Source organism: Arthrobacter sp. BB-1 (assembly GCF_006151685.1).
Classification (GTDB): domain Bacteria; phylum Actinomycetota; class Actinomycetes; order Actinomycetales; family Micrococcaceae; genus Arthrobacter.
Genome location: NZ_VDEV01000001.1, coordinates 55,309 through 82,125, shown reverse-complemented (window position 1 = coordinate 82,125; position 26,817 = coordinate 55,309). Strand labels below are relative to the sequence as shown.

Here is a 26,817-nt window from a genome sequence, read left to right as displayed (position 1 = left end):
AATTGTCTGGATAGGAAAACAGGCCGGCTCCTCTCGGAGCCGGCCTGTTGCCGTTAACGCTGTCGGTACTGCCCGCACGGCAGGCGCCGGTCAGGCCCTGCCCATAGGGCCAACCAGGCTAGCGCTTGCCCTTCTTCCGGGAGCCTTTGCCACGGCCCTTGTCCGGGTTGGGCGCGTACCGCTGGGCTACCTTGGGCGCCTTCTTGGCTCCGGTGCCGCGCCGGTCCGGCTTGGGTTCCTTCTTCGCCTTGACCGGCTGGGCCGAGGGCTGGCGGGAGCTTTGGGCGGTCCGCCCGCGCACGATCCCGATGAATTCCTCGATCACTTCGTCCGTGGAATCCGCGGGCCACACCAGGGCGATTTCCGTTCCTGGAGCGCCTGTCAGCCGCCGGGCCACAGTGTCCCTGACGTTGAAATGCCGGGCAACGGACATCGGCAGGATCACCAGGCCCGCCCCGGAGGCCACCACCTGCAGGGCAGCTTCGGGTCCGCCCATTTCCGCGACGTCCAGGAAGGTTTCTTCGCCCAGGTCGGCAAGGGCCACTTCCTCGAAAACCGAAATCTCGTGGCCCTTGGCCGCCACCACCACCGGCTGCTCCTCATAGAGCGGAATGACGTTGAGGCCCTCGCGCTCCACCGGAAGCCGGACGAAGCTGAGGTCCGCCGAACCGTCACGGAGCACGGAAACCTGCGCGCCGTCGTCGGACATAAACGACTCCAGCGGGATATCCAGCACGCGCTCTTCCCAGCGGCGGATCCACTTCCCGGGCGTCACGCCTGCCACGTAGGCGAACCGGAGCACGCGGGGTGCCTCCTGCTCCGGAGATTCGGCGGGGGCAGGGCTTGGGGGGATGTTGTCGGAGGGCACGTCTTCACAGTACCGTCCGCCCGGATACCCTTGAAGCATGACCTCTGCTAACTCCCAGTCCATGAAGCCGGCCACCGTTGCCAAGAAACTTGGCATCTATCTGCCCGCAACGCCGCAGGAGTTCCAGGATTCAACCATCACGCGGGCCGAGTTCGCCGAGCTCCAGGCCAACCCGCCGGAGTGGCTCGCCGAGCTGCGCCGCAACGGCCCCCACCCCCGCCCGGTGGTGGCGCAAAAGCTGAACGTTTCCATCAGCGGGCTGGCCCGCGGCGGCGTTGAGGAAGCGCTGACGACGGCGGAAATCACCGCGCTGCTGCAGGCTCCCCCGCAGTGGCTGGTCAGCGAGCGCGCCACGCATGCCGCCGTCCGCGCCGAGGCCCAGCGCGTGAAGGAAGAATCGGCCAAGAAGGAAGCCAAGAAGGCCCGCGCCAAGGCGGAATAGCCGCCTGAACCCAGGCTTGTTCGCGGATCCGAACCTTGATGGTCCGGATCCGCGGACAAGCCTCTGTTAGTCCCCGGTTGTTTCCCTGGAAGCTCAGTCCTGGTGCAGTTGGACGAAGTTGCCGCAGCCGTCGTCGAACACGGCGCTGATCCCGGAAGGGTCCTCCGTGGGCCCGCTCTTGAAGCTGACCCCGGCGGCCACCAGTCGCTCGTACTCAGCCTGCACATCCGGGACGCCGAACACGATGGCCGGGAGCCCGGCGTCGTGCACGGCATTCATGTACGTGGCCCCGATCGGGTTGTCGCTGGGCTCCAGCAGCAGCCCTACGGACCCGTTGTCCGCGCCGGGGTCCTTGATGATGTACAGGTTGTACTCCGGCATGGCCATCAGTGTCTCGAAACCCAGGGTCCCTGTGTAGAAAGCGTGGGCGGCGGCCGGGTCCTTGACATGGATGCTGCACATTTTGAGTCTCATGGTCCCACGGTACGGTGCCCTGCCCCCGGGCAGAAGGGACTTCCGGCGGTCGCACGGAACCCCGCGCCCCGGGCCATTGACCGGGGGGCCGGAAAACGTTGGAATGGAAGGACCACCCGGGCTGTTTGCCCGGGCCTTCAATGCCGGAGGTGCAAGGTGCCAGACATGGTGGAAGCCGCAGTGCAGGGCCTGCTGCAGGGAGCAGGCGCGGTGGTTTTGTGCGGCCTGGTGCTGGTGGCCAGCGTGGCGGCCACAGTCTTTGTCATCCGGCGCCGTGCTCTCGCCGCAGGTAACGAGACAGCAGAGCGGCAGGACCAGCTTTTCTGGGATCTGTTCCTTGGCTCATCCGTGGCTGTTCCCGCCCTGTTGATCCCGGCGTTCATCTCGCCATGGGCAGGACTCTTCCTTGGCGGCGCGGGGGTGGCTGCCGGTGTGGCTGCATACAGGGGCAGCCCGCGGTACCTGGCGTGGCGCAGCGGCCGGCGCGCGTCCGTGCAGCAGGCGGCGGCGCATCAGGATGCGCAGGCGCGCCACGATGAGCTGATCGCGCGTTGGCGCCGGTACGAGCTGGATCCGGCCTGCACGATCGATTACCCGGCGCTGACCGACGTCCGGACACCGGAAACCTCGGCCCTCATCAAGGCCATGCGCCAGGCTGAGGCGCTGCGCGTAGTCCCCCACCAGGGGTACCCCGACGCCGTCACCAGCCTCGGTGCCACCCTCGCGGCCGCGGAGCGGGCGGCAGGCATTCCGGCGGAGCAGGCATAGGGCAGGACGTTACCCGTTGTGTCGCTGCCGTGGAACGGCGTGCGCAGCGGCGATAGCATCCGAGGATGGATCCTCAGGAATTGCCAACCCGTGACCAGTTCGGCCGGCTACTGGAAGACCGTGGGGACTGGCGGCAGGCCACCACGCTCGCGGCCGCGGGCGAATTGACCGCCCGGTGGCTGGAGGGGGCCAGCCAGTACCAGCCGGGCACCTTCGCCCCCGGCTTCGACGACGAAACCCGGCCCCTTGCCGCGGCCCTTGCCGAGCTCAACCGCAACGGGCTTTTCACCAAGGAGTCCCAGCCCGGCATCAGGACCGGACCGGCGGCGCAGCGCGAGTATGTGACCGGGTTCTGCTCCCCCGCGGCTGCCACAGCCCTGCTCGCGCTCTCCACCCGCACGGAGCTGGTGACAGTTGCGCATGCGCCCGGGGAAGCCAGCAACGCGGCGATACCGGTGACCCTGGCAGGGACAGAGGTCACCACCGTGCTCGGGTCAAGCGAAAATCCCGTGGCGGAGGAGCAGGTACAGGACTGGGCGGACGAAACCAACGAAGCCCTGGCCCTGCTGCTCTCCGACTCCTGGTACGTGGAGGTCTTCGATCCCGTGTGGGGACGGAATGACCTCCTGCTGCCGGAGGTCCTCGCCGCGCTGCAGGGTGTGGAGCTGGGCTAAAGCTCCACGGTGCCGCTCTCGCCGACGCTCATCCGGCTGTTGGTGACCTTGGACTTCACCCACTGGAACACCGTGGCGGCCGTTCCGCCGGGGCTGGTCCAGTACTCGGCGGAGTCGGAGTCGATGCGGAGCAGGCACACCTCGGGGGTGTCCGGGCCGTCCGGGAACCAGGCCTCCACTGCCTGGTTCCACATTTCACGGATCCTGTCCCGGTCCGTCACCACCTCGGCGGTGCCCGCGACGGAAACCCACTCGGTGTTCTTGCCGAAGGAAACGTTCACGCGCGGGTCGGCCCGGACGTGCGCAACCTGTGAGGTGCTGAGGCCCGTGAAGAACCACATGGCGCCGTCGTCCTTAACTTCCTGGACGGCCAGCGGCCGGCTGACCAGCGCGCCTTCTTCGTTGATGGTGGTCAACATTCCGATGTGGGAATGGTTGATGATGTCCGTAACCTTGCTGATGCTCCCGGTGTCAGTCATGTCTCACCTCGTTCGTCTGCTTGCGGGGACGCTCCCCATCGCCAGCCTATTGGTAAGCATGCTTATATTCCAGCCGGTCCGGCACCGGGGAAGGGGCCGCCTATTCCTTTACCGCCCCGGCGGTGCTGTTCATGATCCGCTTCTGGAAGATGAAGAACACGATCGCCACCGGCACGGTCATCAGCAGGGCCGCCGCAAGTTTGAGCGGATACTGGGTTCCCTGGCTCAGCTGCCCGGATGCGAGCTGTGCCACGCCCTTGGTCAGGGTGGTCAGCTCCGGGCTTTGGGTGGAGACGATGAAGTGGTTGAGCTCGTTCCAGGAACCCTGGAAGCTCAGGATCACGATGGTCATCAGCGCGGGCATGGACATGGGCAGCACGATGGACCAGAAGGTCCTGAATACCCCGGCACCGTCGATCCTGGCCTGCTCCTCGGTGGAAGCCGGAACCGATTCAAAGAAGTTCTTCATGATGAACACCCCCGCGGCGTCCGCCAGGAGGGGCAGGACCATGCCTGAGTAGGAGTCGTACATGCCCAGCTGGTTGAGCACCAGGAATTTGGGGATCAGCAGGACTACCCCCGGCACCGCCATGACGCCCACCAGGATGGCGAACACCGTGGCACGGCCCCGGAACTGCAGCCGGGCAAGGGCATAGCCCGCCAGGGAATCGAAGAACACCCGGCCTGCGGTGACCAGGACGGTGACGATCAGCGAGTTCATGGTCCACGACGGGAAGTCGGAATTGGCGAACAGCGCGGTGTAGGCGGCCCCGGACCAGGTGGACGGCAGCAGGCCAAGCGGGTTCGCCGCAGCCTCCGGCTCGGTCTTGAAGCTGGTGGCCAGCTGGACCAGGAACGGAAAGGTGTACGCCAGTGCCAGGGCCACAAGCAGCCCGTAGGCTACCCAGCCACCTGTGAAGCGGTGGCGGGCACGTACGGCGGGTGCCGGCGTCGTGCTGCGAATGTCCGGCCTGGGCCGGGTCTGGATACTCATCGTGCACTGTCCTTATCCCGCAGCAGCCAGCGCTGGACCAGCGCGAAGACCACGATGATGCCAAAGAGGATGAAGCTGATGGCCGCGCCCTGGCCCCACTGCTGGTTGTTGAACGCTGAATTGAAGCTGAGGTATGCGGGGGTGAGCGTTGTTTTGGAAGGGCCGCCCTGGGTTCCCACGTAGATCTGGTCGAAGACCTGCCAGCAGCCGATCAGGCCCAGGGTGAGGACCGTGAACAGCGTGGGCTTGAGCATGGGCAGGGTAACAAACCAGAACCGTTGCCAGCCGGTTGCTCCGTCCACCAGCGCTGCTTCCTGGACTTCGGATCCCAGTCCCTGCAGCGCCGCGATGAACAGCAGCATAAAGGTTCCGGATGTTGTGAAGACCGCCATCAGGATGAAGGCCGACATCGCAACGGACGGCCCGGACAACCACTCCCACCAGCCGATGCCCAGGAACTGCCAGCCGGTGGCGGCGGGCCCCGCAATGCCGACGGCGGAGAGCAGCAGGTGCAGCACCCCGCGGGGATCCTGGAACCAGTTTGGCCCCTGGACGCCCACGAAACTGAGCACCTTGTTGACCACGCCCGTTGCACTGAAGAGGAACAGCCACAGCACCGTGATGGCCACCGAACTGGTAACGGACGGAAAATAGAAGGCCGTCCGGAACAAGCCGCGGCCCCGCAGTACCTGCCGGTTGACCAGCACGGCCAGGAACAGGCTCATGGCCGTCTGCAGTGGCACCACCAGCAGGACGTAATAGGCGTTGTTGCGCAGCGCCGTTCCGAAGTCCTTTTCCGCGAGTCCGCCGCCGGCAATGATGGCCTGGTAGTTCTCCGCCCCCACGAAACCCACGTTCGGGCCGAAGGGGCTGCCCCGTCCGGTCCAGTCGGAGACGCTGACCCAGGCGGCCATCACCACGGGGACCAGAAGGAACAGGCCAAGGATCAGCACCACGGGCGCCACAAAGATCCAGCCGGCCAGCGCCTGCCTGCCGTGGATTCCTGCTGCACGGGCCGCCACCGCTACTTTGCCCCCTCAAGGACAGGCTCCAGCGAACCCTGGGTGGAGTCGAGGATGGCCTTGGGCTCCTTGTCCTTCAGCTGCTCGAGCTGGGCGTTGAAGTCCGCCAGGACATCAGCCGCACCCTGCTGCAAGGGGGTGGTCTGGGCGTAGTCTGCACCTGCCATGAAGGGTGCCAGCGCCGGGAAAGCCGCGGTCCACTCCGCGCGGGCGGACTTGATGGACGGCATCACGCCGAAGGCCTGGGAGAACGCCAGCTGGTTTTCCTTGCTGGTCAACTGCTCCACGAGCTTGCGGGCAGCGTCCTTGTTCTTGCTGTCCGCTGCGATGCCCCAGCAGTTGGTGAAGGTCAGGGTCCCCTTGCCGCCAGGGCCCTCGGGCAGTTCAGCCACCTGATAGTTGACGGCTGGGTAGTCCTTGTCCAGGGCACCCTGGATCCAGTTGCCCTCGATCACCATGGCGGCCTGGCCCTTGCCGAAGGCCTCGCCGCCCCAGCCTGCGCCAAGGTCGGAGCTGAACTTGGCAACGCCGTCGTTCATCATCTTCTTGACGAAGCCCAACGCTTCCACATTCTCTTCGCTGTTGGCACTGGCTTTGCCATCCTTGGCCAGGCCGCCGCCGGCCTGTGCAAAGAAGGCGCCCACGCGCTGGTACTCGGGGCCGAAGGCCAGGCCCACGGTGCCGCCCTGGGTCAATTTGGTGGCTGCGGCTTCGAGCTGCTCCCACGTCTTTGGCACATCCGCTTCGGTCAGCCCGGCCTGCTTCCACAGGTCCTGGTTAATGACCAGCCCCAGCGTGGAAAAGTCCTTGGGTGCGCAGTAGAGCTTCCCGTCGTAGGTGAAGGCCTCGGTCAGGGCCGGATAGAAATCGCCCTTGTTGGCCAGGTCATCCCCGTACGGCTCGAGCGAGCCGTTGCCCGCGTAGTTGGCCAGCTGGTCCGCTGAGACGTAGAAGACGTCGGCCGGTTTGCCGGAGGCGAAGCCCTGGCTGAGCTGCTGCGGCAGGTCGGAGGCGACGTTGACCGTGGCTTCCTTTCCGGCGCCGGCGGCCCAGTCAGCCACAGCCGTTTTCACGGCGGTGGATTCCGCTTCCCCGGAGGAGGCAATGAGGACGTTCAGCGGGCCGCCAGCGTCAGGCGCTTCCGAACGGTCCGTCCCGCCGGCGCTGAAACCTGAGCCGCAGCCAACCAGCGCGAGGGTGGCAAGGGCGGTCACGGCGCCGGCCAGGATGCGGGATGCCTTCTGTTTTTGGGCAGGGTGTAGTGCAGTCATCATTGTCTGATCCTTAGTTGGGGGTTGTTGTGGCTGGAAAAGCTAGTGGTTGAACGGTTGGAGGTCCCGGAGTTCAAGCCTGGGGCGCAGCAGCACGTGCTGCGGTTCTGCCGTCGCGCTGTTCAGGTGGCCAAGCAGCAGCCGCATGACTTCGGCAGCCGCGGATTCCACAGGCTGGGACACGCTGGAAAGTCCGACGGCGGCGGCCACGGGGGTGTTGTCGAAGCCGACCACCGCCGAGGCCAGGGCGGGCTGGTCCGACTGCCGCAGGTAGGCGCTGGCGCCCAGGGCAAGGCTGTCGCTGGCGCAGACGAAGGCGGTGGCTCCCTTGCCCAGCAGGGTGGCTGCACCCGAGGAACCGCTGGCTGCGGTGTCCTCGCCTGCGTAGATGAGCGGTGCGGGGTCTTCCGTGCCGAAATGGGCCGTCATCGCCTCGAGCCACCCGGCGCGCCGGTCCCCGCCCACACCGGAACCGTTCGGCCAGCCGATGTAGCCGATCCTCCGGTGCCCGGCGGCAATGAGGTGTTCCGTGGCTTCGCGTGTCCCGCTGCGGCCGTCGACATCGACCCACGAATGCCCGGCGTCGGACACATCCCGGCCTGAATCCCAGGGCCGCCCGAATGCGACAAACGGAATACCCCGCTGGGCAAGCCAGGCGGCCCGCTGGTCACCGTGGTGGGTGGCTGTGAGGATGAAGCCGTCCAGGTCCGCCTCGGTGACCAGTTCCTCGTAGCGGCTGATCTCCTCCTCGTCCGAGTCCGCACAGTAGAGGGTCACGCGGTAGCCGTGGCTGTGGGCAGCCTCGGTCAGCCCGTACAGGAAGCCCGTCAGCACCGTACCGCTGATGCCGTTGCCTGCCGGCTGCAGCCGCATGCCCACGTTTTTGGACACATGGTTGCGCAACTGGCGGGCAGCAGCGTTGGGCCGGTAGCCGCTTTCCTCGATGGCCCTGGCCACCCGGATGCGCGTCTCTTCCTTGACCCGGTGCGGGGCGTTCAACACGTTGGAGATCGTTTGCCGGGAAACCCCGAGCTGGTTGGCGAGGTCCACAATAGTCACCCGTGACGCCATAGCCGATCTCCTTTGAGTTCTGTCCCCGGCTTCTGGGTCCTTGTGGGAAAGCGTGCCGGGGGATGTTGCAATCTCTGCTGATGTCATAAACAATATGAACGTTCAAATCCCCTGTCAATCTTTTGCGCGTGCCTGCCAGCGAAACTTTTTGAACGATCAAATTTCAGGCCGCCTCCCACCCTTCCAGGAGCTTCCCCGTGACCCATCAGCCCTTCATGCACGATCTGTCCGGAGTCTTTGCCGCACCAGTGCAGGCCTGGTCCGAGGCGGACGGCCAGATCAGGGGCACCGAGGCCCAGGGCATCTACTGCTCCGATGAGCGCGTCGTCTCCGCCGTCCTGCTGACCGTTGAGGGCGTGGAGCCCCGGTGGGTTTCAACCCAGACCCACGGGGCGGACACGGTGGGTTACCTGAGCTTCATCCGCACGGACCCCAGCATCGCGGACCCGCTGGTGTCGCTGCGCCGGACGCGTTCGGCGGACGGGGCCGGCGTCAGCGAGTCGATCGAGATCGTCTCCGCCCTGTCCAGCCCGGCTACGTTTGCCGTCGAGATCCGCATGACCTCCGATAACACTCCTTTGGAAAAGATCAAACAGGGGCAGTACTCGACGGACCTGCCGCAGGTCCGCACGGACGGATGGCAGTGGCGGGACGGACATACGCACCTGCAGCTGGCATTCACCGGCTCCCCCACTCTCCACGCGGACAAGGCCGAAGTCACCGCAACGTGGCTGGTCACCGTGCCTGCCGGCGGCAGCACCGAGGTCTCGTGGCGCCTGGAAGCCCATGATTCTGCCGCTCCCATGATCGCGCCGCGCACTCGCGGGCTGGCAGTACCGGAGCTGTCCGGGCCGGCGGAGGAGGCACCACAGGACCACGGCAGTGCCGACATCGCCCGGTTGCTGCACCACGCCGTCAGCGACCTCAATGGCCTGCGGATGGCTGACCGGGAATCGCCGGATGACACGTTCCTGGCCGCCGGTGCCCCCTGGTTCTTCACCATGTTCGGCCGTGATTCCCTGATTGCCGCACGCATGCTGCTCCCCATCGACACAACCCTCGCAGCCGGTACGCTCCGGGCACTGGCGCAGCGCCAGGGTGTCCAGGCGGATACCGCCACTGCCGAACAGCCGGGCAAGATCCTGCATGAGGTCCGGCGCGTCACCAATACCGTCACCCTGGACGGCAAGGTTTCCCTCCCGCCGGTCTATTACGGAACGATCGATGCCACCCCGCTGTGGATCATGTTGCTGCACGAGGCGTGGCAGGCAGGCATGCCGGAGGACGAGGTGCGGGACCTGATGCCGCACCTGGTGCGCGCGCTTGGCTGGCTCCGGGACCACGCCGACTCGGACGGCGACGGCTTCCTGGAATACCTGGATACCTCGGGCCACGGACTGGCCAACCAGGGATGGAAGGACAGCGGCGACTCCATCCGATGGCACAACGGCAGCCTGGCGGAGGGCTCTATCGCACTGTGTGAGGTGCAGGGGTACGCATACGCGGCTGCCCTCGCCGGCGCCGACCTGCTGGAGGCCTTCGGGGAAGGCGAGGACATTGCCGAGGCGGTGGAATGGCGCACGTATGCGGAGGCAATGAGCGAACGCTTTCGGGCAAAGTTCTGGTGCGAAGACGAAAGCGGGCGGTATCCGGCGATTGCACTGGACGCGGCAAAGAACCCGGTGGACGGTATCGCCAGCAATATGGGGCACCTGCTGGGGACCGGAATCCTGGATGCCGAGGAAACGGACATCGTGGTCCGCCGACTGATGGACCCGTCCATGTACTCCGGGTACGGCATCCGGACCATCTCCACCACCAACGCCGCCTACTGGCCCACCAGGTACCACGCGGGGTCGGTGTGGACGCACGACAGCGCGATGATCCTCAGCGGCCTGCTGGCCGAGGGATATTTCGAGGAGGCGCGCAAGCTGGCGGGCGGGCTGCTCCGGGCGGCACAGGGATTCAACTGGCGCCTTCCCGAGCTATTTGCCGGCCACGGCGCCGCGGACACGTGGCCCCCGGTTCCGTACCCTGCCTCCTGCCGCCCCCAGGCCTGGGCTGCGGCTTCCGCCGTCCCGGTTGCCCGGGCGCTGGGGTATCTGGACCCCGAGGCCTTCGACAGCACCGTGGCAGACGTTCCATTGGAGCCAGCCATGGTGTGAGGGCCGCCCTGGCTCAGGCGGGAACGGCCACCCGTGCCGCTTCGCAGATGCTGGCAGCGGTGCGGAGGCCCATCCTGATGGCGCCGTCCACGTGCTGGTAGCCTTCGGCGGCGAGGTCGGAGGATGACCAATAGATGGGACCCACCGGGACGTGCTGGTCCTTGCCGTAGCGGTGGAGTCCGCCGAGGTCGTAGCTGGACGCGTAGGCACCGCGGGTCCATTCCTCCGAGCCCCAGTCGGATTCGTAGTACACCTCGGGCTCGAGCGCCTCGGCGCCCAGGAACCCGGCGATGGATTCCAGAATGGCCTTCTTGCGGTCGTCGGCACCCAACTCGAAGACGGCGTCGGCCTTTTCATCGGAGACGAAGCCCACCAGGGTGCCCCGGGTGTCGCCGAAGTTGGTGTTGTCGTAGACCTCCTGGACCAAGGAGCCGGCGCCGAAGCAGGTGCCGGAGAGGCCGGAATTCCGCCAGAACGGGCGGCCATAGACAGCGTGGACCTTGATGACGAGACCAAGCGACTGGTGCTGGTGCATCTGGTGCTGGCGGCGCGGCAGCGGCGGGTTGAACGAGACGCGGGAGTAGAGGTTGGGCGGAACGGCCATGATGACGAACCGGGCGTTGACCGTGGCCCGCTCGGATTCGACGGTGACGCGGTGCCCGCCGTCGGCGTCCGGCTCCCAGTTGATGGTGCGCACCGGGGAGTCAAGCACGACGTCGTCCCCCATCTCCTGCGCGAGCAGCAGGGATACCTGTTGCATCCCGCCCACAACCCGGCGGTCCAGGATGAAGTCCTCGTCCGTGAGGTGGGTGAAGGAGCCGGCGGAGGCGGCCATCAGGACGGCCTGGAGGGCGGAGAAGGCGTGGGCGGGCTTGGTGAGCATCCCGCCGGCGATGAAGAGGCCGATGTTGTTGCAGGCTTCCTCATTGGTGGAGTGCTTGCGCAGCCAGTGGTGGAAGGAGATGGTGTCCAGCTCACGCGCCTTCGGGTGGGCCCAGGGTTCGCTGGGGCCGATCTCGGCGGCGAGGCCGTCCAGCAGGGCGATGAGCTTGTTCATCTCCGCTTCGGTGTCCGGGTCCACGGGGAAGGTGCCGCCGGTGTAGCGGACGGGAATGCCGTCCTTCCCGATGTACATCGACTGGCCCTCGCGGTAGCGCGGATACGTCTGCAGGCCCAGTTCGTCGAGGAGGTCCAGAAGTACGGTCTGGTCCGGCGAGACCCACTGGCCGCCGATCTCGAGCATGGCGCCGTCGATGGTGCCGGTCCAGGTGCGGCCGCCCACGCGGTCTCTCGCCTCCAGCACGGCAACGGTGAGGCCGGCTTTCTTCAGTTCACGGGCTGCGGTGAGTCCCGAGGGCCCGGCTCCGACGACCACTACGTCGCGGTTCAGGTTCAGCATGATGTCCTTTCTTCGGCCTCCCCGGTTCGGGCGGTCGGTAAATGAATGACGTTCATTTATTAGAACTATAGCTGCTGGGGGCCGGGACCGGAAGGGCCGGATGGAATAATGCTGGAGACCACCAGAGAAAGGCCACTGATGCCGGCAGGACCAGCTGTACAGGGACGTTCCGCGGAGGCTGCGTCCGCGGAGATTCCCGGTTCGCAGAAGAGGAAGGCGGGGCGGCCCTCGGCCGCCGTCCTGGACAAGGCCGGGATCACGGCAGCCGCCCTGGAGCTCATTGGCCGGAAGGGCTACGACGGGCTCACCATGGCGGGCCTGGCCAAGGAACTGGACGTGGCGCCGTCGGCCCTTTACAACCATGTGGCCTCGAAACGGGACGTACTGCTCCTGGTGGAGGACCACCTCACGTCCCTGGTTGACGTGTCAGACTTTGGCTCGGCGCCGTGGGAAGACGCCGTGCGCAGCTGGGCCTGGAGCTACCGGAACGTTTTCGCCGAGCACACGCCCCTGATCCCGGTCATCGCCGTCCTGCCCGTGACGGACGCGCCGCAGACGCTGGCGATGTACGAGACCGTGAGCAAGGGGTTCCTCGATGCCGGCTTTCCGGAGGATCGCGTTGTGTCCTCAATCGTGGCGCTGGAGTCGTTCATTTTCGGCTCCGCGTATGACGTGACGGCGCCTGCCGACATCTTTGATTCCGGGTCCATGGCGGACTCGACGCCGCACTTCACGGCTGCGGTGCGGAGCGCTTCCTCTGCTGCGGCGCGCCCGGCGGACGTGGCGTTCGAGCTGGGGCTGGAGGCGCTGATTTCGGGACTGGGTGCCCTGCGGGGGTAAGGGCGGCAAGAGGGGGCGGGCCGCCTGTCCGCCTCTGCATCCGGAAGGCGCGCGAGGCTACGCTCGTTGTACCGGGAGTCACCACATCGCAGGGACGGGATATGCAGGAAGGCCGCGGTCAGTAATCCATTCAAGAATTTCCACCATGGGCATGGACAGACCTGGATCATGGACGACTCCGCTCTGATTCGCAGCGCTCTATGACTTCAATCCTGGCCCTCGCACTATGGCCGGAGACGAGGTCATCCGTCGCCCGGAGTACACCCCCACGTGATTTCAGGCGGATCGTGGGCGGGGATCGTTGGTGTAGCAGCGGACGATACTTGTAATACAAGTTACCAACTTGTATTCTCAGAGGGCGGGCGAAGGAGCCCGGCGCCGCCCTAAGGAGAATCCATGAGTACCGTCGATCTGATCCGGCACGTCAAACTGTCCACCGCCCGACTCCCCCTCGCAGTACCCATCAGCGACGCCAAGGTGTTCACCGGCCGGCAGAAGCCCATGACAGAGGTGGTCTTCCTCTTCGCCGAGATCACCACTGAACTGGGCCACACCGGCGTCGGCTTCAGCTACTCCAAGCGCGCCGGCGGCCCCGCGCAGTACGCCCATGCCAAGGAAGTGGCCGAGGGCATCATCGGCGAGGACCCCAACGACATCGCCAAGATCTATACCAAGCTCCTCTGGGCCGGCGCCTCGGTGGGCCGCTCCGGCGTCGCCACCCAGGCCCTCGCCGCCATCGACATCGCCCTCTACGACCTCAAAGCCAAACGCGCGGGCCTGCCGCTCGCCAAGTTCCTCGGCTCCTACCGCGACTCCGCGCAGACTTACAACACCTCCGGCGGCTTCCTCAACGCCTCCCTTGAGGAGGTCAAGGCACGCGCCACCCAGTCCCTCGAAGAAGGCATCGGCGGCATCAAGATCAAAGTAGGCCTGCCGGACAGCAAGGAAGACCTCCGTCGCGTGGCCGGCATCCGCGAACACATCGGCGGGGATGTCCCGCTGATGGTGGACGCCAACCAGCAGTGGGACCGTGCCACCGCCCTGCGCATGGGACGCCAGCTCGAGGAATTCAACCTCATCTGGATCGAAGAACCGCTGGATGCCTACGACTTCGAAGGCCATGCCCACCTGGCGAACGTCCTGGACACGCCCATCGCCACCGGCGAAATGCTGGCCTCCGTGGCGGAGCACAAGGGCCTCATCAACGCCAACGGCTGCGACATCATCCAGCCCGACGCGCCCCGCGTCGGCGGCATCACCCAGTTCCTCCGCCTCGCCGCCCTCGCCGACGAGCGCGGACTGGGCCTCGCCCCGCACTTCGCCATGGAAATCCACCTCCACCTCGCCACCGCCTACCCGCGGGAACCCTGGGTGGAGCACTTCGACTGGCTCGACCCGCTGTTCAACGAGCGCCTCGAAACCAAGCACGGCCGGATGATCGTCCCGGACCGCCCCGGCCTCGGCGTCACCCTCAGTGACCAGGCACGCGCCTGGACCACCGAGTCCGTGGAGTTCGGCGCGCAACCCTAAAGCCGTAACCTTGAAGCCATGAGCCGGAACCTCACCGCGGACCTCGCCGCCGACCTTCGCAACCGCATCGTCGACGGCATCATCCAGCCAGGTGAAAAGCTCCCCAGCGAAAACACCCTCATCAGCGATTTCGGCGTCAGCCGGACCGTTGTCCGCGCCGCACTGACCCGGCTTCAGGCCGAGGGTCTTGTTGAAACCGAACGGGGACGGGGCAGCTTCGCCCTCACCCCGCCATCGGACGGGCCCCAGGCAGCACCCGGGGCCCGCCCCGTGGCCACCACGGAGGACCGCCTCCATCTGCTCGAGTTCCGCATGGGGGTGGAAACCGAGGCCGCCGCGCTGGCCGCCCGCAACCACACCGAACGGCAGCTTCGCGCCGTCACCGCTGCGCTGGAGCAGTTCACGGCCAGCGCCGGCCACCCGGCCCACGCCATGAAGTCGGACTTCGAGTTCCACCGCGCCATCGCAGCCGCCTCCGGCAACCCCTACTACTCCGACTGTCTGGCCGCCCTGGGCCAAACGATGATCGCGATGCCGCGCACCCGCCTGATGACCGGCGTCGAGCATTACGCCCGGGACCACTTCGACCAGGTGGTCCAGGAGCACCGCTCCATCTCGGATGCCATTGCGGACGGCGACGAGGCTGCGGCAGCGGCCGCCATGCGCAGCCATTTGGCCAACTCACGACGCCGGTTCAAGGCTTCCGCGCGGCCGTAGCCTGGAGTGCATCCCGGCAACCCGCCGGAACCTAGGCTTGCTTGCGGACCAGAACCTTCAAGGCACGGAATCGCGAATAGGCCCAGGTGAGCGGAGTTAAAGCAAAAGAGCCCCGGTCTCTCGACCGGAGCTCTTTCATTTGCGTGCGCGAGGGGGGATTTGAACCCCCACACCCTTTCGGATACTGGCACCTGAAGCCAGCGCGTCTGCCGTTCCGCCACTCGCGCGCAACTTCTTTCACGAAGCCCCGGCCGGTTTCCCGCATCCGTTACCTTGCAAAAGCAGCGAGATCAAGCATAACGGAAGGTGGACGGAAAACACCAATTGGGCTCCGCAGACCCCCGCCCGGAGGCAAAAAGCCGGGCCGCCTCCGGCCCCTTTCCGCAGTTGAAACCCAAGCCTGGCCCGCGGCGGGCCGGGCAAGGGACCGAACTTTCGGAGGCCCCCGGGCGTTGCTGATTAAGGTCATTCACAGCCCTGCCCAGTAGTATCTGATGTAGGAGTGACTGCTGCATGCAGGCGCACCGCTGACTTGTGAGCTGCACCGCGGGTGCAGCTCCGCAACGGAAACTGCCCCGCTGCCGGGGGGAAAGGAGAAGGACCATGGGCCTGCTGGACAAGGTTGAACGCGGCATTGAAAAGGCTGTCCGGGGCGTCTTCTCCACCGGCTCGCGCGCCCAGGTTGAACCCGTGGAGATCGCCAGCAGGCTGCGCCGCGAAGTGGACCACAAAGCACTGACGGTGGCGGCCGGCCGGACCCTCGCGCCCAACGTCTTCGACGTGCAACTCAGCGAGGACGACTTCAAGCGGGCCCAGGAATGGGGCACCCCGCTGGCCGAAGAGCTTTGCGACGTCGTCATCAACCACGTCCGCAGCCAGGGCTACACCCTCCAGGGTTCAGTCCGCATCTCCTTCCGCCGGGACGCCGAGCTGCGCGCCGGCGATTTCGAGATCGTCTCCTCAACCGAGAAATCCAAGGGCGCCCCCGCCGGCCAGCCGCAGCGCCCCAACGTACCCGCCGCCCCCAGCCGCCAGCCGGTACGCCTTCAGCCCGTTCTGGACATCGACGGGCAGCGCTACTCCCTCAACGCCCCGTCCATCGTCCTTGGCAGGTCCTCCGAAGCGGACATCCACGTCGAGGACACAGGCGTCTCACGCCGCCACCTGGAAATCCGCACTGCCAACGGGGTCACCAGCGCAGTGGACATGGGTTCCACCAACGGCAGCTACGTCAACGGGCAGAAGGTGTCAGGAAGCACCGAACTCACTGACGGCTCCACCATCACTATGGGACGGACAAAAATCATCTTCCGCCTTCTGCCCGCCAGCCCTGGTGGCCGCACATGAGCGACCTGACCATCACCGTCCTGCGGTTCGGCTTCCTCCTGCTCCTCTGGGTGCTGATCTTCAGCATCGTCTCGGCCATGCGCCGTGACCTCATGGTGGGCCGCAAAGCAGCCTCCGGCGCCCCCACCCAGCGCCAGGTCCGCAGGAACCCGGAACTTGCTGAGGCTCCCCCGCAGCCGATGAAGCAGCAGGCGCACCAACTGGTCGTCGTCGAAGGTCCGCTCAAGGGAACCACCCTCCCGCTCGCCGCCAGCCCCATCCTCCTGGGCCGCGCCCAGGAAGCCACCCTGGTCCTGGAGGACGACTACGCCTCCGGCCGCCACGCCAGGCTGTTCCCCCAGGGCAGCCGCTGGTTCATCGAGGACCTGGGGTCCACGAACGGAACGTACCTGGCGGACCAGCAACTTACCCGTGCCCTGCCGGTTGAGCCAGGGGTACCCGTGAGAATCGGCAAGACGGTCATCGAATTGAGGCCATAGCCGTGGCCGTCACGCAAACCCCCGCAAACGGGCCCCGGCCCGCGCAGCGGCCCCTCATCATGCGCTACGCCGCACGCTCCGACGTCGGCCGGATCCGCTCCAAGAACGACGACTCCGCCTACGTGGGCCGGCACCTCGCCGTCGTCGCGGACGGCATGGGCGGGCACGCGGGCGGCGACGTCGCCTCCGCCGCCACCGTCCTGGACATGATCCACCTGGACCGCGGCGACTACGACGGCGACGCCGGCACGGTCCTTGCCGACGAAATCCAGACAGCCAACTCCCTGCTTTCCGAACTCGTTCACCAGAACCCCAAGCTGGCGGGCATGGGCACCACCGTCACGGCGCTCCTGCTGGCCGAGGGCAAGCTCTACTTCGCCCACATCGGTGACTCCCGCGCCTACCTCCTGCGCGACGGCGAATTCAAGCAGGTCAGCGTGGACCACACCTTCGTCCAGCGGCTCATCGACGAAGGCCGGCTCCGCCCTGAGGAAGCCGAAAGCCACCCCCATAAAAACGTCCTGATGCGCGTCCTGGGCGACGTGGACGCCAGCCCGGAACTCGACCTCGACACCCTGGACGTCCGCCCCGGCGACCGTTGGCTGCTCTGCTCCGACGGGCTCAACTATGTGGCCGGCCACGCCGTGGAACGGACGGTCCGGGAAACCAAGGACCTCCGCGAGTGCGTGGAAACCCTCGTGGACCTGACCCTCGAAGCCGGCTCCCCGGACAACGTCACGGTGGTCATGGTGGAGATCGTGGAGGAAACGCCCGACGACGTCAGTACGGCCGCCGTCGAAGTCGTCCCCTCCGCAGCCGCCGCCACAGCCCCTGCCGCGGCAGTCCAGCCGGCAGCACCGGCTGCAGTGAACCCGAAGGACCCGGCCGGCGGCGCCGAAGCGCCGGGGAAGAATCCTGCGGGCAAGGAAAGCACTGGCAAGGCCGCCGAGGGCAAGGACCAGGCTTCCACCGATCCCCACCTCGGCGAGCACCTGTCCGCTGAGGTCCTGCGGGACGAACTCGCCTCCCGCCCGCACGAACTTGTGGGTGCCGCGGCTGCGGCCGCAGAGTCCGGGTCCATTCCCACCATCGCCGGGCGCACCGTGGCACGGAGGGCAGCCACCCTCCTCACCCACAAGGCAGAACAGCCGGGCAGCGAGGCCGAGGACACCCTCGTGCCGCTCAAGCCGCGGCGCTGGATCACCTGGTCCATCGCCGCAGCCGTCCTGCTGGTCCTGACGGTGGGCCTCTGGCTCGGCTATGCCTGGACCCAGACGCGCTACTACATCGGCGAGTACGACTCCCGCGTCGCCATCTACAACGGTGTCTCCCAGCGACTCGGGCCCATCGGGCTTTCCAGCCTTGAGACCGTCACGGAGATCCGGATGGATTCCCTGCCGCCGTTCTCGCAGCAGCGGGTGCGCCAGACCGTGCCTGCCAACGACCTCTACGATGCCCAGCGGATCGTGAAGAACCTCGAACTCACCGGCACCACCTCCCCTGAGGAAGGGTGTCCACCACCGTCGGCATCGCCCGGACCCTCCACACCGGCCGCCGCGGATCCGGCCGCCCCCGCACCAGCCCCGGATGCCACCGCCACTCCGGCAAGCCCGTCCCCCAGCCCCACCGTCACCTGCAAGGCGGCCCCATGAGCCAGCTCAGCACCACTCCCAAGCCGCGGCGGAATGTCGAACTCGCGCTGCTCCTGCTGGCCCTGGCCGTCGGCATCGGCGCCAACATGCTGGTGGGCGTGGACAAGGAAAAGTCCTTTGATTCGGATTTCTGGTTCCAGTCCAGCCTCCTTGCCGTAGCCGCCCTGGTGTTCCACGGCGTCCTCCGCTTCCGCGCCAAGTATGCCGATCCGGTAATACTTCCGCTCGTGGTAGCCCTCAACGGCCTGGGCCTGGCCATGATCCACCGCCTCGATGCGCCCGGCGACGACACCGGCAACAACCAGCTCCGGTGGACCCTCATTGCGATGGCGGTGGCGATCGCAGTGATCTGGCTGCTCAAGGACCACCGCGTCCTCCGCCGGTTCACCTTCATCTCCCTCGCGGCCAGCGCCCTCCTCCTGCTCCTGCCGCTGATCCCCGGCATCAGCGCGGGCGAAATCCTGGGCGCCCGCGTCTGGATCCGGCTCGGACCCATGACCTTCCAGCCCGGCGAGGTCGCCAAGATCACCCTGGCTATATTCTTTGCCGGTTATCTTTCCTCCAACCGCGACCTGATCCTGCTGGCCGGCCGCAAGATCGGTCCGCTGCAGTTCCCCCGGTTCAAGGACATGGGACCCATGATCACGGCTTGGCTGGTCAGCATCGGCGTGCTCATCTTCCAGCGCGACCTTGGTTCATCGGTGCTCTTCTTCGGCCTGTTCATCGTGATGATCTACGTGGCCACGAGCCGCATCAGCTGGGTGGTAATCGGCCTGGCCCTCATCTTCGGCGGCGGCTTCATCGCGGCGCAGGTCTTCTCCCACGTGGCACTCCGCATCGACGGCTGGCTCAACGCATTCACTCCGGAGGTCTACGACCGCTCACCCGGCGGTAGTGGCCAGATTGTCCAGGGCCTCTTCGGCATGGCCAACGGCGGACTGGTGGGAACCGGGCTGGGACAGGGCCGCCCGGACCTGGTCCCTTTCGCCAACAGCGACATGATCATCGCGTCCCTCGGCGAGGAACTCGGCCTGGTGGGCCTGTTCGCCGTCGTCCTCATGTACCTGCTGCTTTTCACCCGCGGATTCCGGGCGGCGCTGGGTACCCGGGACGCGTTCGGAAAGCTCCTTGCCTGCGGACTGTCCTTCGCCGTGGCACTGCAGTGCTTCGTGGTGATCGGCGGCGTAACGCGGCTCATCCCGCTGACCGGCCTGACAACGCCCTTCCTGGCAGCCGGCGGTTCCTCGCTGCTGGCCAACTGGATCATCGTTGGCCTGCTCCTGATGATCTCGCACACGGCCCGCGGCCCGGTGGACACCACGCCGCTGCGGCCGGGCGAGGCAGCAGATTCGATGGGCATTGATACTCCTACTGAGGCGGTGAAGCACTCATGAACCAGGCAATGCGGCACTCGTGGGTGGCGGCCGTCGCCATGTTCGCCCTGATCTTCGGCGCCATCAGCTACGTGCAGGTGGTGGGGGCGGATGAGCTCAAGGCCAACCCATGGAACCAGCGCGCCATCCTGCAGAACTACTGCAACGACCGCGGCGCCATCATTGTGGGCGGCACTCCGGTAGCAGAATCGGTGGAGGGCACCTCGGAAACCTGCAAGTTCCAGCGGACCTACCCGCAGCCGGAGCTCTACGCCGGAATCACGGGTTACTTCTCCCAAAACTTCGGTGCCACCGGCCTGGAACAGGCCATGGGTGAAGTGCTCACCGGCAACTCGGACCAGCTCTTCCTGGACCGCGTGGGCCAGCTCTTCCTGGGGAACCAGCCCAAGGGCGCTTCGGTGGAGCTCACCATTGATCCCGCGATCCAGCAGCTCGCCTACAGCCTGATCCCGGACGGGCAGCGCGGATCCATCGTGGTCACCAACCCCAAGACCGGGGCGATCCTTGCCATGGTCTCCAAGCCCTCCTACGATCCCAACCTGATCGCCACCCAGGATCCCAACGCCGAGACCGCCAACATCAATGAGCTGGTCAAGGTCCCGGGCATCAACCTGAACCAGAACGTCAGCGGACCCACCGGGGAACTGCTGGCGCCGGGATCCGTCTACAAGCTCGTTGACACGGCCGCGGCGCTTGCATCAGGGAAGTACAACAAGGACAGCGTTCTCCCCAACCCGGCGGAAATGCCGTTTCCGGGAATCCAGTACAAGCTTCCCAACTACGCAGGCGGCAACTGCTACACCCGGGACACCGCGAGCTTCGCCTTCGCCCTCCAGCAGTCCTGCAACACCCCGTTCGCCAGCATCGCGCTGGACCTGGGCCGGGACGCCATCGCCGAGCAGGCGAAAAAGTTCGGCTTCGGCGAGGACATGGGCGACCAACTCAAGCTCGGCTACGCCCGGAACAACGGCTTCCCCGATAACCTGGACGCCCCCGGCCTGGCCCAGTCCGCCATCGGCCAGAAAGACGTCAGGGCCACACCCCTCCAGGTTGCGCTGATGACCGCGGCCATTGCCAATGACGGCGTCCAGATGAGGCCGAACCTGGTCAAGACCCTGCGTTCTCCGGATCTGCGGGTCATCGACGAACCCAAGCCGGAGCAGCTGCGGACCTCCACCACTCCGGATGTCGCAAACCAGATCACCGAGTGGATGGTCAGTGCCGTCAGCGAAGGCATCGCCAACAGGGCCGCAGTCCCGGGGGTCCAGGTGGCCGGCAAGACAGGAACCGCGGAGCTCGGAAACGGCACCAACAACTCCTGGTTCACCGGATTTGCCCCCGCAAACAACCCGCAGGTGGGAGTCACCATCGTCATGGAGGGCGTGGACATCACCACCGGAGCCCAGCTAACCAGTCCGAACGCGAAAAGAATTTTTGAGGCGGTGTTGAATAAGTGAGGCCTACAACCGGAATCACCCTCGGCGGCAGATTCCAGCTGACCACGCGGATCGCGATCGGCGGCATGGGCGAAGTCTGGAAGGCGAAAGACCTCGTCCTGGGCCGCATCGTCGCTATCAAAGTGCTGAAGGAGGAATACACCGGCGATCCCGGGTTCCTCCAGCGCTTCCGCGCCGAGGCCCGCCACACCGCTCTCCTGAACCACGTGGGCATCGCCAACGTCTTCGACTACGGCGAGGAGGAGGGCTCCGCCTACCTGGTCATGGAACTGGTCCCCGGCCAGCCCCTGAGCAACATCATCGAACACGAGCAGGTCCTGTCCCCGGACCGCACGCTGTCCATCATCGCGCAGACCGCCCGTGCACTCTCCGTTGCCCACGCGCAGGGCCTGGTGCACCGCGACGTGAAACCCGGCAACCTCCTGATCACCCCGGACGGGCGGGTGAAGGTCACCGACTTCGGCATCGCCCGCCTGGCAGACCAGGTTCCGCTCACCCAGACCGGCCAGGTAATGGGCACCGCCCAGTACCTTGCCCCCGAGCAAGCCACCGGACAGACCGCCACCGGTTCCTCGGACATCTACGCGCTCGGCGTCATCGGCTACGAGTGCCTGACCGGACACCGCCCCTTCTCCGGCGAGTCCCAGATCGCCATCGCCCTGGCCCAGGTCAACGACGCCCCGCCGCCGCTGCCCGAATCGCTTCCCACCCCGGTGCGCGCCCTCCTTATGTCCATGCTGGCCAAGGACCCTAAGAACCGGCCGGAAAACGCCATCAAACTGGCCGAGGCGGCCGAGGCCATCCGCAACGGGGATATCAGCGCAGCCCGGGCCGCCGTTCCCGGCATGCTCCTCTTCGACGCGGACAATACGGGCCCCATCACCGCTCCGGTGGACACCGCCACGGCGCCCACCGGCGTCATTGGCGCCCAGCATGACAGTTCGCCCACGCCCACGTCCGCTTTGCCGGTGCTGGGTGCGGGCGCGGCAGGTGCAGCCGCCGGAGCCGCCGCCGGGGCAGCAGCTGCGGACGCTGACGCGCCCCAGGGAACACTCGCCCGGGCCAATGCCCTCGCCGCCGAGCGCAGGTGGGTTCCGGAAGAAGCAACGTACGACGACGAGCCTGCCGATGAGCCCCAGCGCAAGGGCCGCAGTCCCTGGACCTGGCCGCTGGTTGCCCTGATCCTCCTGGTTCTGTTCGCGTTGGTGGGGTTCTTCCTCAGCCAGCGGGGCATTCTCTTCCCCTCGAACGACGCCACCACCGGAGCCGCCACAAGCCCGCCGAGCACCAGCGCCAGCCCAACCAGGACCACGCAATCCGCCACGCCCACGCCCACGCGCAACACGCCTACGCCCACACCCACCCAGGAAATGGTCAACGTGATCCCGGCCGCCTACCTCGGGCAGGACTACCGCAAGGTACAGGCCGAGCTTGCCGGGCTGGGGCTGGCCGTCACTGTGATTCCGCAGGAGAGTACGGCAGATGACCCCGGCAGGGTCATCGAGCTGAACCCCACAGGGCTCGTGCCGCAGGGTTCGCCCATCACGGTGGTCTATGCAGTGGCACCGCCGGCACCCACCACATCCGCACCGGCCCCCGCGCCGGCAGCCACCACGTCGGCCGTGGCGGCGCCCACCGCAGCGTCGCCCCTGCCCGCCTGCACCGCCGGCCAACTGCCCGGTGCCCCGCCAACCTGCAAGCCATAACCGCCAGGACAGCCAGTGAACGAGTCAGCGCGCACACCGTTGCACCGCGAGGACAGCCTCCCGGTGGATAACCGCCGTGTCCTCAGCGGCCGCTACGAGCTGGGCGGCCTGATCGGCCGCGGAGGCATGGCGGACGTCTACCGGGGAGTGGACACCCGGCTGGGGCGCACTGTCGCCGTGAAACTGCTGCGGGCGGACATGGCCCGGGACCCGCAGTTCCAGGCCCGGTTCAAGCGGGAAGCACAGGCCGTTGCCGCCCTCAACCATTCCTCCATTGTTGCCATCTACGACACCGGTGAACACCTGGTCCACGATGGCTCGGAGGACAACGTCCGGGTGCCGTACATCGTGATGGAATTCGTGGAGGGCAAGACCATCCGCGACCTCATCCGCGCCCATGACGTCACCATTGACCAGGCAATCGACTATTGCCTGGGCGTCCTCGGCGCCCTCGAGTACAGCCACAAGGCCGGCATCGTCCACCGGGACATCAAGCCGGCCAACGTGATGTACTGCGAAAGCACCAACTCCGTGAAGGTGATGGACTTCGGCATTGCCCGCGCCATCGCTGACTCCTCAGCCACCATGACCCAGACGCAGGCCGTGGTGGGCACCGCCCAGTACCTGTCGCCGGAGCAGGCCCGCGGCGAAACAGTCGACGCCCGCAGTGACCTCTACTCCGCCGCATGCCTGCTGTATGAAATGCTCACGTCCAGGCCCCCTTTCATCGGTGACAGTCCCGTGTCCGTGGCCTACCAGCACGTCCGGGAGATTCCCGAGCCCCCCAGCAGCCTCAACCCCAAGGTGACTCCTGCCCTGGACAGCGTGCTGGCCAAGGCGCTGCAAAAAAACCGCGATGACCGGTTCCAGGATGCCGCGGCCTTCCGGCGTGCCCTGCGTGCTGCTCGATCAGGCGTAGCGGTCCCCGCACTTGCGGCCTCCGAAGCGCCCACGGACCCCAACGACCACGTCCCGCCGCCGGCCACCGAGGCCTTTCCCGCCGCGGGCGCAGGCTTCCTCCACGACGCACCTACCGGCCGGCTGGAGGCAACCCCTGCCCCTGCCGAGGACCACGAAACCCTGGTTCCCTTCGTGGCGGACGCCGATGACGAGCGGCCGGCTGATCCGTTGCCCCTTGGCCTGACTCCGGAACGTGAGCGGAGCCCGCGGCAGAAGTCCCGCCGTCGTGCGTGGATTGGCACGCTGGTGGTCTTCACGCTCCTTGTCCTGGCAGGCGGTGCCCTGTGGCTGTACACCATCATCAACCGCCCCGCTCCGGCGGCGCCCAAGATCACGGTTCCGGCCGTGGCCGCCATGACAGAATCGGCGGCGCTGCAGGAACTGTACAACGCCGACCTCCGGCCCCGTATTGTCCGGTCGCAGCACGACACCGTTGCCAAGGGGACGGCGATCGGCACGGACCCGGCGTCCGGCGCCGCCCTGGATCGAGGCGCCGAGGTGATCCTCAACATTTCGGAGGGCCCCAGCGCCGTTATGATCCCTGAAAGCCTGCCGGGCAAGACCGAGGCAGCAGCCAGGGATATCCTGCGCCAAAGCGGGCTGGTTGGCGCCCCCTCCACCACCACGGCCAACAGTGCCACCGTGCCTGCCGGAATCGTGATCACCACAAGCCCCGCGCCCGGCCAGAAGGTGGGCGTCGGGACCAGCGTCGAACTGGTGGTGTCCACCGGCAAGGTCGCCGTCCCGGAGCTCCGGGGGCGTACCCGCGAAGAAGCAGAAGCTGCGCTGAAGGAACTGAGCCTGGTGCCCAACGTGGTTGAGGCCGAGAATGCCCAGGTTGAGCCCGGCAGGGTGATGGAGCAAAGCGACGCCGTGAACGCGGCCGTGGAACAGGGCAAGACCGTCACCATTGTGGTGGCCAAAGCGCCGCCGCCCCCGCCAAGCCCCAGCCCCACACCCACGCCTACTCCGACGCCGACCTCCACCAAAAAGGGCTAGGCACGACGCCGCGCTGGCTCGGCCCTTCGCCGGGTGCGGCTCGGCTCGGCCAGTCAGTGCCTGTCTAGTGCTGGATCAGCGGGCTCAGCTTGGCCGCCCGGGCAGCTGCGCCCTTCATGCCCAGGGACTCAAGCCAGTTGCCCAGCATCTGGTAGCCGCCCTCGGTAAGCACGGATTCCGGGTGGAACTGCACGCCGCACAGGGGTGCAGTCCGGTGCTGCAGGCCCATCACCACACCCGTTGCCGTCTCAGCGGTGATCTCCAGGACGTCGGGGATGGACTCGCGCACGGCTGCCAGCGAGTGGTAACGCGTGGCCGTGACGGGGGAGGGGAGCCCGGAAAACACGCTGGTGCCAATGTGCTGCACAAGGGACGTTTTGCCGTGCATGAGTTCCGGCGCGTGCGTTACCTTGCCGCCGAAGGCCTCCGCCAGCGCCTGGTGTCCAAGGCACACACCGAACATGGGGACGCTGTTCTCGCCGCACCACCTGATCAGTTCAATGCAGACCCCGGCTTCCGCCGGGTTGCCGGGGCCGGGTGAGATGAGGACGCCATCCCGGGTGCTGGCCAGTTCGATGGCCTCTGCCAGGGTGACGTCGTCATTGCGGACCACGGTGGTTTCCGCGCCGAGTTCCTGGAGGTAGCCCACCAGGGTGTAGACGAAGCTGTCGTAGTTATCCACCACGAGGATCTTGGTTGTGGTCATGGCTGGCTTACGGAACCAATCGTTGAGTCGGTGAACTGGGTGTATTGGGACATCCAGGGGAAAAGGAACTGAACCATCAATACCAGTGCGGCGGCGATGAGCACCAATGAGGTGACAATCCGCAGCCAAAGCGGTCCGGGGAGATGGCGGAAAATCCAGCCGTACATGCTCATCCCTTCCCGATCGCCGCGGCCACCTGGTCCGCAATTTCCGCGGGCGGTCCGGCGGATGCAGGGCGCCAACTGTCCAGCAGGGCATAGGCAATAATGCGTTCTTCAGCGCCAAAGCGCGGGTTGCAGCTTGTCATGGTCAGGTATCTTTCAGTGGGGGCAACCCCCGGCTGCGCCGGCACCGGCTCCAGGACGTCGGTGCGCTGCGGCATGACGATCTGGTTGTTGCGGAAGACGTACACGTAATAGCCGTCCTTCGTCTGGACGTAGATCTTGTCCCCGGGCACCAGCGTGTGGATGTTGTCCAGGACGGCGCCGTGCGTCTGGCGGTGCCCCGCAACGGCGAAGTTGCCCACGGCACCCGGCATGGCGGTGGTTCCGTAATGGCCCAGCCCCAGGGTGTCCAGCACATCGCTGGTGGTCCCCTGGACGATCGGCCGCGTGTAGTTCGCCCCGAAGCGGGGAATGTACATGATGCCGATGGTGCCCGCATGGGCCGGCGCGGCAGCCACCACGGGCTCACCGAAGTCTTGGCCGGCGGCGGGCGGCGGAGCGGCGGCCGGCGCGGCAGGGGCAGCACCGGCGATGTCCTGCGCGAATTCCTTGATTACTTCGCTCTGCTTGGCATCTGATTCCACGTTGGTCCACCACAGCTGCCACGCAACAAACAGCAAGAGGATGATGCCGGCGGTGATGAGCAGCTCACCAACCACCTGGACCGTCCCGCGCAGAATAACGACGCCGGCAGGCGGCGCAGCGGCTTGCCTCGCCTTCTCCTGCAATACCACGCGTTCTCCTCCGGGCGGTTCCCATGGGCACCGGCGGCCCCTGAACTACGGCTAGAATTGGCTGCTAGTAAGAATCCAAATTTGACCAAGCAAGATTTTGATCAAGATCGCGCAGACCGCTGGCAATTTCCTTCTTGCAGGATACCAAGGCCGGAACGCCGATCTTGCCGCAGCCCGCCAAGGAGAGCCAGTGCCCGAGTCAAAGCCACGCAAGAAGACTGCCAGCACCCCGCAGCCGGCTACGTCCCAGGCTTACAAGCCCAACCCAGTATGGTTCAAGCCCGTGATGTTCGGCCTGATGATCATCGGCCTCTTCTGGATCATCACGTTCTACATCAGCGAAGGCCGCTTTCCTGTCCAGGCCTGGGAATCGTGGAACATCGTCGCCGGTTTCGGCATTGCCATCGTGGGCTTCCTGATGACCACCCGCTGGCGCTCCTGAAGC

Annotated in this window: 26 protein-coding genes and 1 tRNA gene; 15 read left to right on the top strand and 12 right to left on the bottom strand. The window is 66.4% G+C overall.

The window, feature by feature from the left end:
• Window positions 1–118 precede the first annotated feature (118 nt).
• Complete coding sequence (locus FHJ30_RS00350) at window positions 119–943, bottom strand: substrate-binding domain-containing protein (protein WP_240793530.1); 825 nt, start codon at window positions 941–943, stop codon at window positions 119–121.
• Here FHJ30_RS00350 and FHJ30_RS00345 point away from each other — a divergent pair.
• A complete protein-coding gene (locus tag FHJ30_RS00345) occupies window positions 906–1,310 on the top strand; it encodes a DUF5997 family protein (RefSeq protein ID WP_139027285.1) in 405 nt (134 codons plus the stop codon). The genes FHJ30_RS00350 and FHJ30_RS00345 overlap by 38 nt on opposite strands.
• Window positions 1,311–1,403: 93 nt before the next feature.
• On the opposite strand, the gene FHJ30_RS00340 is transcribed toward FHJ30_RS00345, so the two are convergent.
• Entirely contained in the window at window positions 1,404–1,784 is a 381-nt protein-coding gene (locus FHJ30_RS00340; protein ID WP_139027284.1) for a VOC family protein, read from the bottom strand.
• Window positions 1,785–1,949: 165 nt separating this feature from the next.
• On the opposite strand from FHJ30_RS00340, the gene FHJ30_RS00335 reads away from it, so the two are divergent.
• Both FHJ30_RS00335 and FHJ30_RS00330 read left to right on the top strand, forming a co-directional pair.
• Window positions 1,950–2,552 carry a hypothetical protein gene (locus FHJ30_RS00335; RefSeq protein ID WP_139027283.1) on the top strand — a complete coding sequence of 201 codons (603 nt, stop codon included), beginning with the start codon at window positions 1,950–1,952 and terminating at the stop codon, window positions 2,550–2,552.
• 65 nt (window positions 2,553–2,617) lie between these two features.
• A complete protein-coding gene (locus tag FHJ30_RS00330) occupies window positions 2,618–3,226 on the top strand; it encodes a DUF6919 domain-containing protein (protein ID WP_139027282.1) in 609 nt (202 codons plus the stop codon).
• Here the strand turns inward: FHJ30_RS00330 and FHJ30_RS00325 are convergent.
• From FHJ30_RS00325 to FHJ30_RS00305, 5 genes are all read right to left on the bottom strand, one after another.
• Window positions 3,223–3,705, bottom strand: coding sequence for a pyridoxamine 5'-phosphate oxidase family protein (locus tag FHJ30_RS00325; RefSeq protein WP_139027281.1), 483 nt, complete (start codon window positions 3,703–3,705; stop codon window positions 3,223–3,225). The two genes, FHJ30_RS00330 and FHJ30_RS00325, sit on opposite strands and share 4 nt — an antisense overlap.
• 100 nt (window positions 3,706–3,805) lie before the next feature.
• The gene (locus FHJ30_RS00320; protein ID WP_139027280.1) at window positions 3,806–4,699 is read right to left on the bottom strand and encodes a carbohydrate ABC transporter permease; all 894 of its coding nucleotides are present in this window, start codon (window positions 4,697–4,699) and stop codon (window positions 3,806–3,808) included.
• Complete coding sequence (locus FHJ30_RS00315) at window positions 4,696–5,721, bottom strand: carbohydrate ABC transporter permease (RefSeq protein ID WP_139027279.1); 1,026 nt, start codon at window positions 5,719–5,721, stop codon at window positions 4,696–4,698. Before FHJ30_RS00315 ends, FHJ30_RS00320 begins: the two co-directional genes overlap by 4 nt.
• Before the next feature lie 2 nt (window positions 5,722–5,723).
• On the bottom strand, window positions 5,724–6,995 hold the full coding sequence (locus FHJ30_RS00310) for an extracellular solute-binding protein (RefSeq protein ID WP_139027278.1): 1,272 nt from the start codon (window positions 6,993–6,995) through the stop codon (window positions 5,724–5,726).
• A 39-nt stretch (window positions 6,996–7,034) separates the two neighbouring features.
• A complete protein-coding gene (locus FHJ30_RS00305) occupies window positions 7,035–8,063 on the bottom strand; it encodes a LacI family DNA-binding transcriptional regulator (protein ID WP_139027277.1) in 1,029 nt (342 codons plus the stop codon).
• A gap of 197 nt (window positions 8,064–8,260) precedes the next feature.
• On the opposite strand from FHJ30_RS00305, the gene FHJ30_RS00300 reads away from it, so the two are divergent.
• Window positions 8,261–10,228 (top strand): glycogen debranching N-terminal domain-containing protein, encoded by a 1,968-nt coding sequence (locus FHJ30_RS00300; RefSeq protein ID WP_139027276.1) that lies wholly within the window; start codon window positions 8,261–8,263, stop codon window positions 10,226–10,228.
• 13 nt (window positions 10,229–10,241) lie between these two features.
• On the opposite strand, the gene FHJ30_RS00295 is transcribed toward FHJ30_RS00300, so the two are convergent.
• Window positions 10,242–11,627, bottom strand: coding sequence for an NAD(P)/FAD-dependent oxidoreductase (locus FHJ30_RS00295; RefSeq protein WP_139027275.1), 1,386 nt, complete (start codon window positions 11,625–11,627; stop codon window positions 10,242–10,244).
• Between the two features lie 138 nt (window positions 11,628–11,765).
• On the opposite strand from FHJ30_RS00295, the gene FHJ30_RS00290 reads away from it, so the two are divergent.
• From FHJ30_RS00290 to FHJ30_RS00280, 3 genes are all read left to right on the top strand, one after another.
• Complete coding sequence (locus FHJ30_RS00290) at window positions 11,766–12,467, top strand: TetR/AcrR family transcriptional regulator (RefSeq protein ID WP_240793529.1); 702 nt, start codon at window positions 11,766–11,768, stop codon at window positions 12,465–12,467.
• A 396-nt stretch (window positions 12,468–12,863) separates the two neighbouring features.
• Window positions 12,864–13,997, top strand: a complete 1,134-nt coding sequence (locus FHJ30_RS00285) for an L-talarate/galactarate dehydratase (protein ID WP_139027273.1) — start codon at window positions 12,864–12,866, stop codon at window positions 13,995–13,997.
• Between the two features lie 18 nt (window positions 13,998–14,015).
• Window positions 14,016–14,714: a FadR/GntR family transcriptional regulator gene (locus tag FHJ30_RS00280; protein WP_139027272.1), complete on the top strand. Its 699-nt coding sequence runs from the start codon at window positions 14,016–14,018 to the stop codon at window positions 14,712–14,714.
• Between the two features lie 144 nt (window positions 14,715–14,858).
• Here FHJ30_RS00280 and FHJ30_RS00275 read toward each other — a convergent pair.
• Window positions 14,859–14,941 (bottom strand) — tRNA-Leu (locus tag FHJ30_RS00275).
• Window positions 14,942–15,317: 376 nt separating this feature from the next.
• Between FHJ30_RS00275 and FHJ30_RS00270 the strand changes: the two genes are divergently transcribed.
• The 7 genes from FHJ30_RS00270 to pknB are packed head-to-tail and all read left to right on the top strand — an operon-like array spanning window position 15,318 to window position 24,708.
• Window positions 15,318–16,061 (top strand): DUF3662 and FHA domain-containing protein, encoded by a 744-nt coding sequence (locus tag FHJ30_RS00270; RefSeq protein WP_139027271.1) that lies wholly within the window; start codon window positions 15,318–15,320, stop codon window positions 16,059–16,061.
• Window positions 16,058–16,540, top strand: coding sequence for an FHA domain-containing protein (locus tag FHJ30_RS00265; protein ID WP_139027270.1), 483 nt, complete (start codon window positions 16,058–16,060; stop codon window positions 16,538–16,540). The genes FHJ30_RS00270 and FHJ30_RS00265 overlap by 4 nt, the downstream gene beginning before the upstream one ends.
• Before the next feature lie 59 nt (window positions 16,541–16,599).
• Window positions 16,600–18,192, top strand: a complete 1,593-nt coding sequence (locus tag FHJ30_RS00260; protein WP_139027289.1) for a PP2C family serine/threonine-protein phosphatase — start codon at window positions 16,600–16,602, stop codon at window positions 18,190–18,192.
• On the top strand, window positions 18,189–19,586 hold the full coding sequence (locus FHJ30_RS00255) for an FtsW/RodA/SpoVE family cell cycle protein (RefSeq protein ID WP_139027269.1): 1,398 nt from the start codon (window positions 18,189–18,191) through the stop codon (window positions 19,584–19,586). Before FHJ30_RS00260 ends, FHJ30_RS00255 begins: the two co-directional genes overlap by 4 nt.
• The gene (locus FHJ30_RS00250; RefSeq protein WP_139027268.1) at window positions 19,583–21,043 is read left to right on the top strand and encodes a penicillin-binding protein 2; all 1,461 of its coding nucleotides are present in this window, start codon (window positions 19,583–19,585) and stop codon (window positions 21,041–21,043) included. Before FHJ30_RS00255 ends, FHJ30_RS00250 begins: the two co-directional genes overlap by 4 nt.
• Window positions 21,040–22,749, top strand: a complete 1,710-nt coding sequence (locus tag FHJ30_RS00245) for a protein kinase domain-containing protein (protein ID WP_139027267.1) — start codon at window positions 21,040–21,042, stop codon at window positions 22,747–22,749. The genes FHJ30_RS00250 and FHJ30_RS00245 overlap by 4 nt, the downstream gene beginning before the upstream one ends.
• Window positions 22,750–22,764: 15 nt before the next feature.
• On the top strand, window positions 22,765–24,708 hold the full coding sequence (gene pknB, locus FHJ30_RS00240; protein ID WP_139027266.1) for a Stk1 family PASTA domain-containing Ser/Thr kinase: 1,944 nt from the start codon (window positions 22,765–22,767) through the stop codon (window positions 24,706–24,708).
• Between the two features lie 64 nt (window positions 24,709–24,772).
• On the opposite strand, the gene FHJ30_RS00235 is transcribed toward pknB, so the two are convergent.
• The 3 genes from FHJ30_RS00235 to FHJ30_RS00230 are packed head-to-tail and all read right to left on the bottom strand — an operon-like array spanning window position 24,773 to window position 26,372.
• Window positions 24,773–25,414, bottom strand: coding sequence for an aminodeoxychorismate/anthranilate synthase component II (locus FHJ30_RS00235; protein ID WP_139027265.1), 642 nt, complete (start codon window positions 25,412–25,414; stop codon window positions 24,773–24,775).
• Window positions 25,411–25,581 (bottom strand): hypothetical protein, encoded by a 171-nt coding sequence (locus tag FHJ30_RS21235; RefSeq protein WP_171058866.1) that lies wholly within the window; start codon window positions 25,579–25,581, stop codon window positions 25,411–25,413. Before FHJ30_RS21235 ends, FHJ30_RS00235 begins: the two co-directional genes overlap by 4 nt.
• 2 nt (window positions 25,582–25,583) lie before the next feature.
• The gene (locus tag FHJ30_RS00230; RefSeq protein WP_139027264.1) at window positions 25,584–26,372 is read right to left on the bottom strand and encodes a class E sortase; all 789 of its coding nucleotides are present in this window, start codon (window positions 26,370–26,372) and stop codon (window positions 25,584–25,586) included.
• A 190-nt stretch (window positions 26,373–26,562) separates the two neighbouring features.
• Here FHJ30_RS00230 and FHJ30_RS00225 point away from each other — a divergent pair, with 190 nt between their 5' ends.
• Window positions 26,563–26,814, top strand: a complete 252-nt coding sequence (locus FHJ30_RS00225) for a cell division protein CrgA (RefSeq protein ID WP_139027263.1) — start codon at window positions 26,563–26,565, stop codon at window positions 26,812–26,814.
• Window positions 26,815–26,817 lie beyond the last annotated feature (3 nt).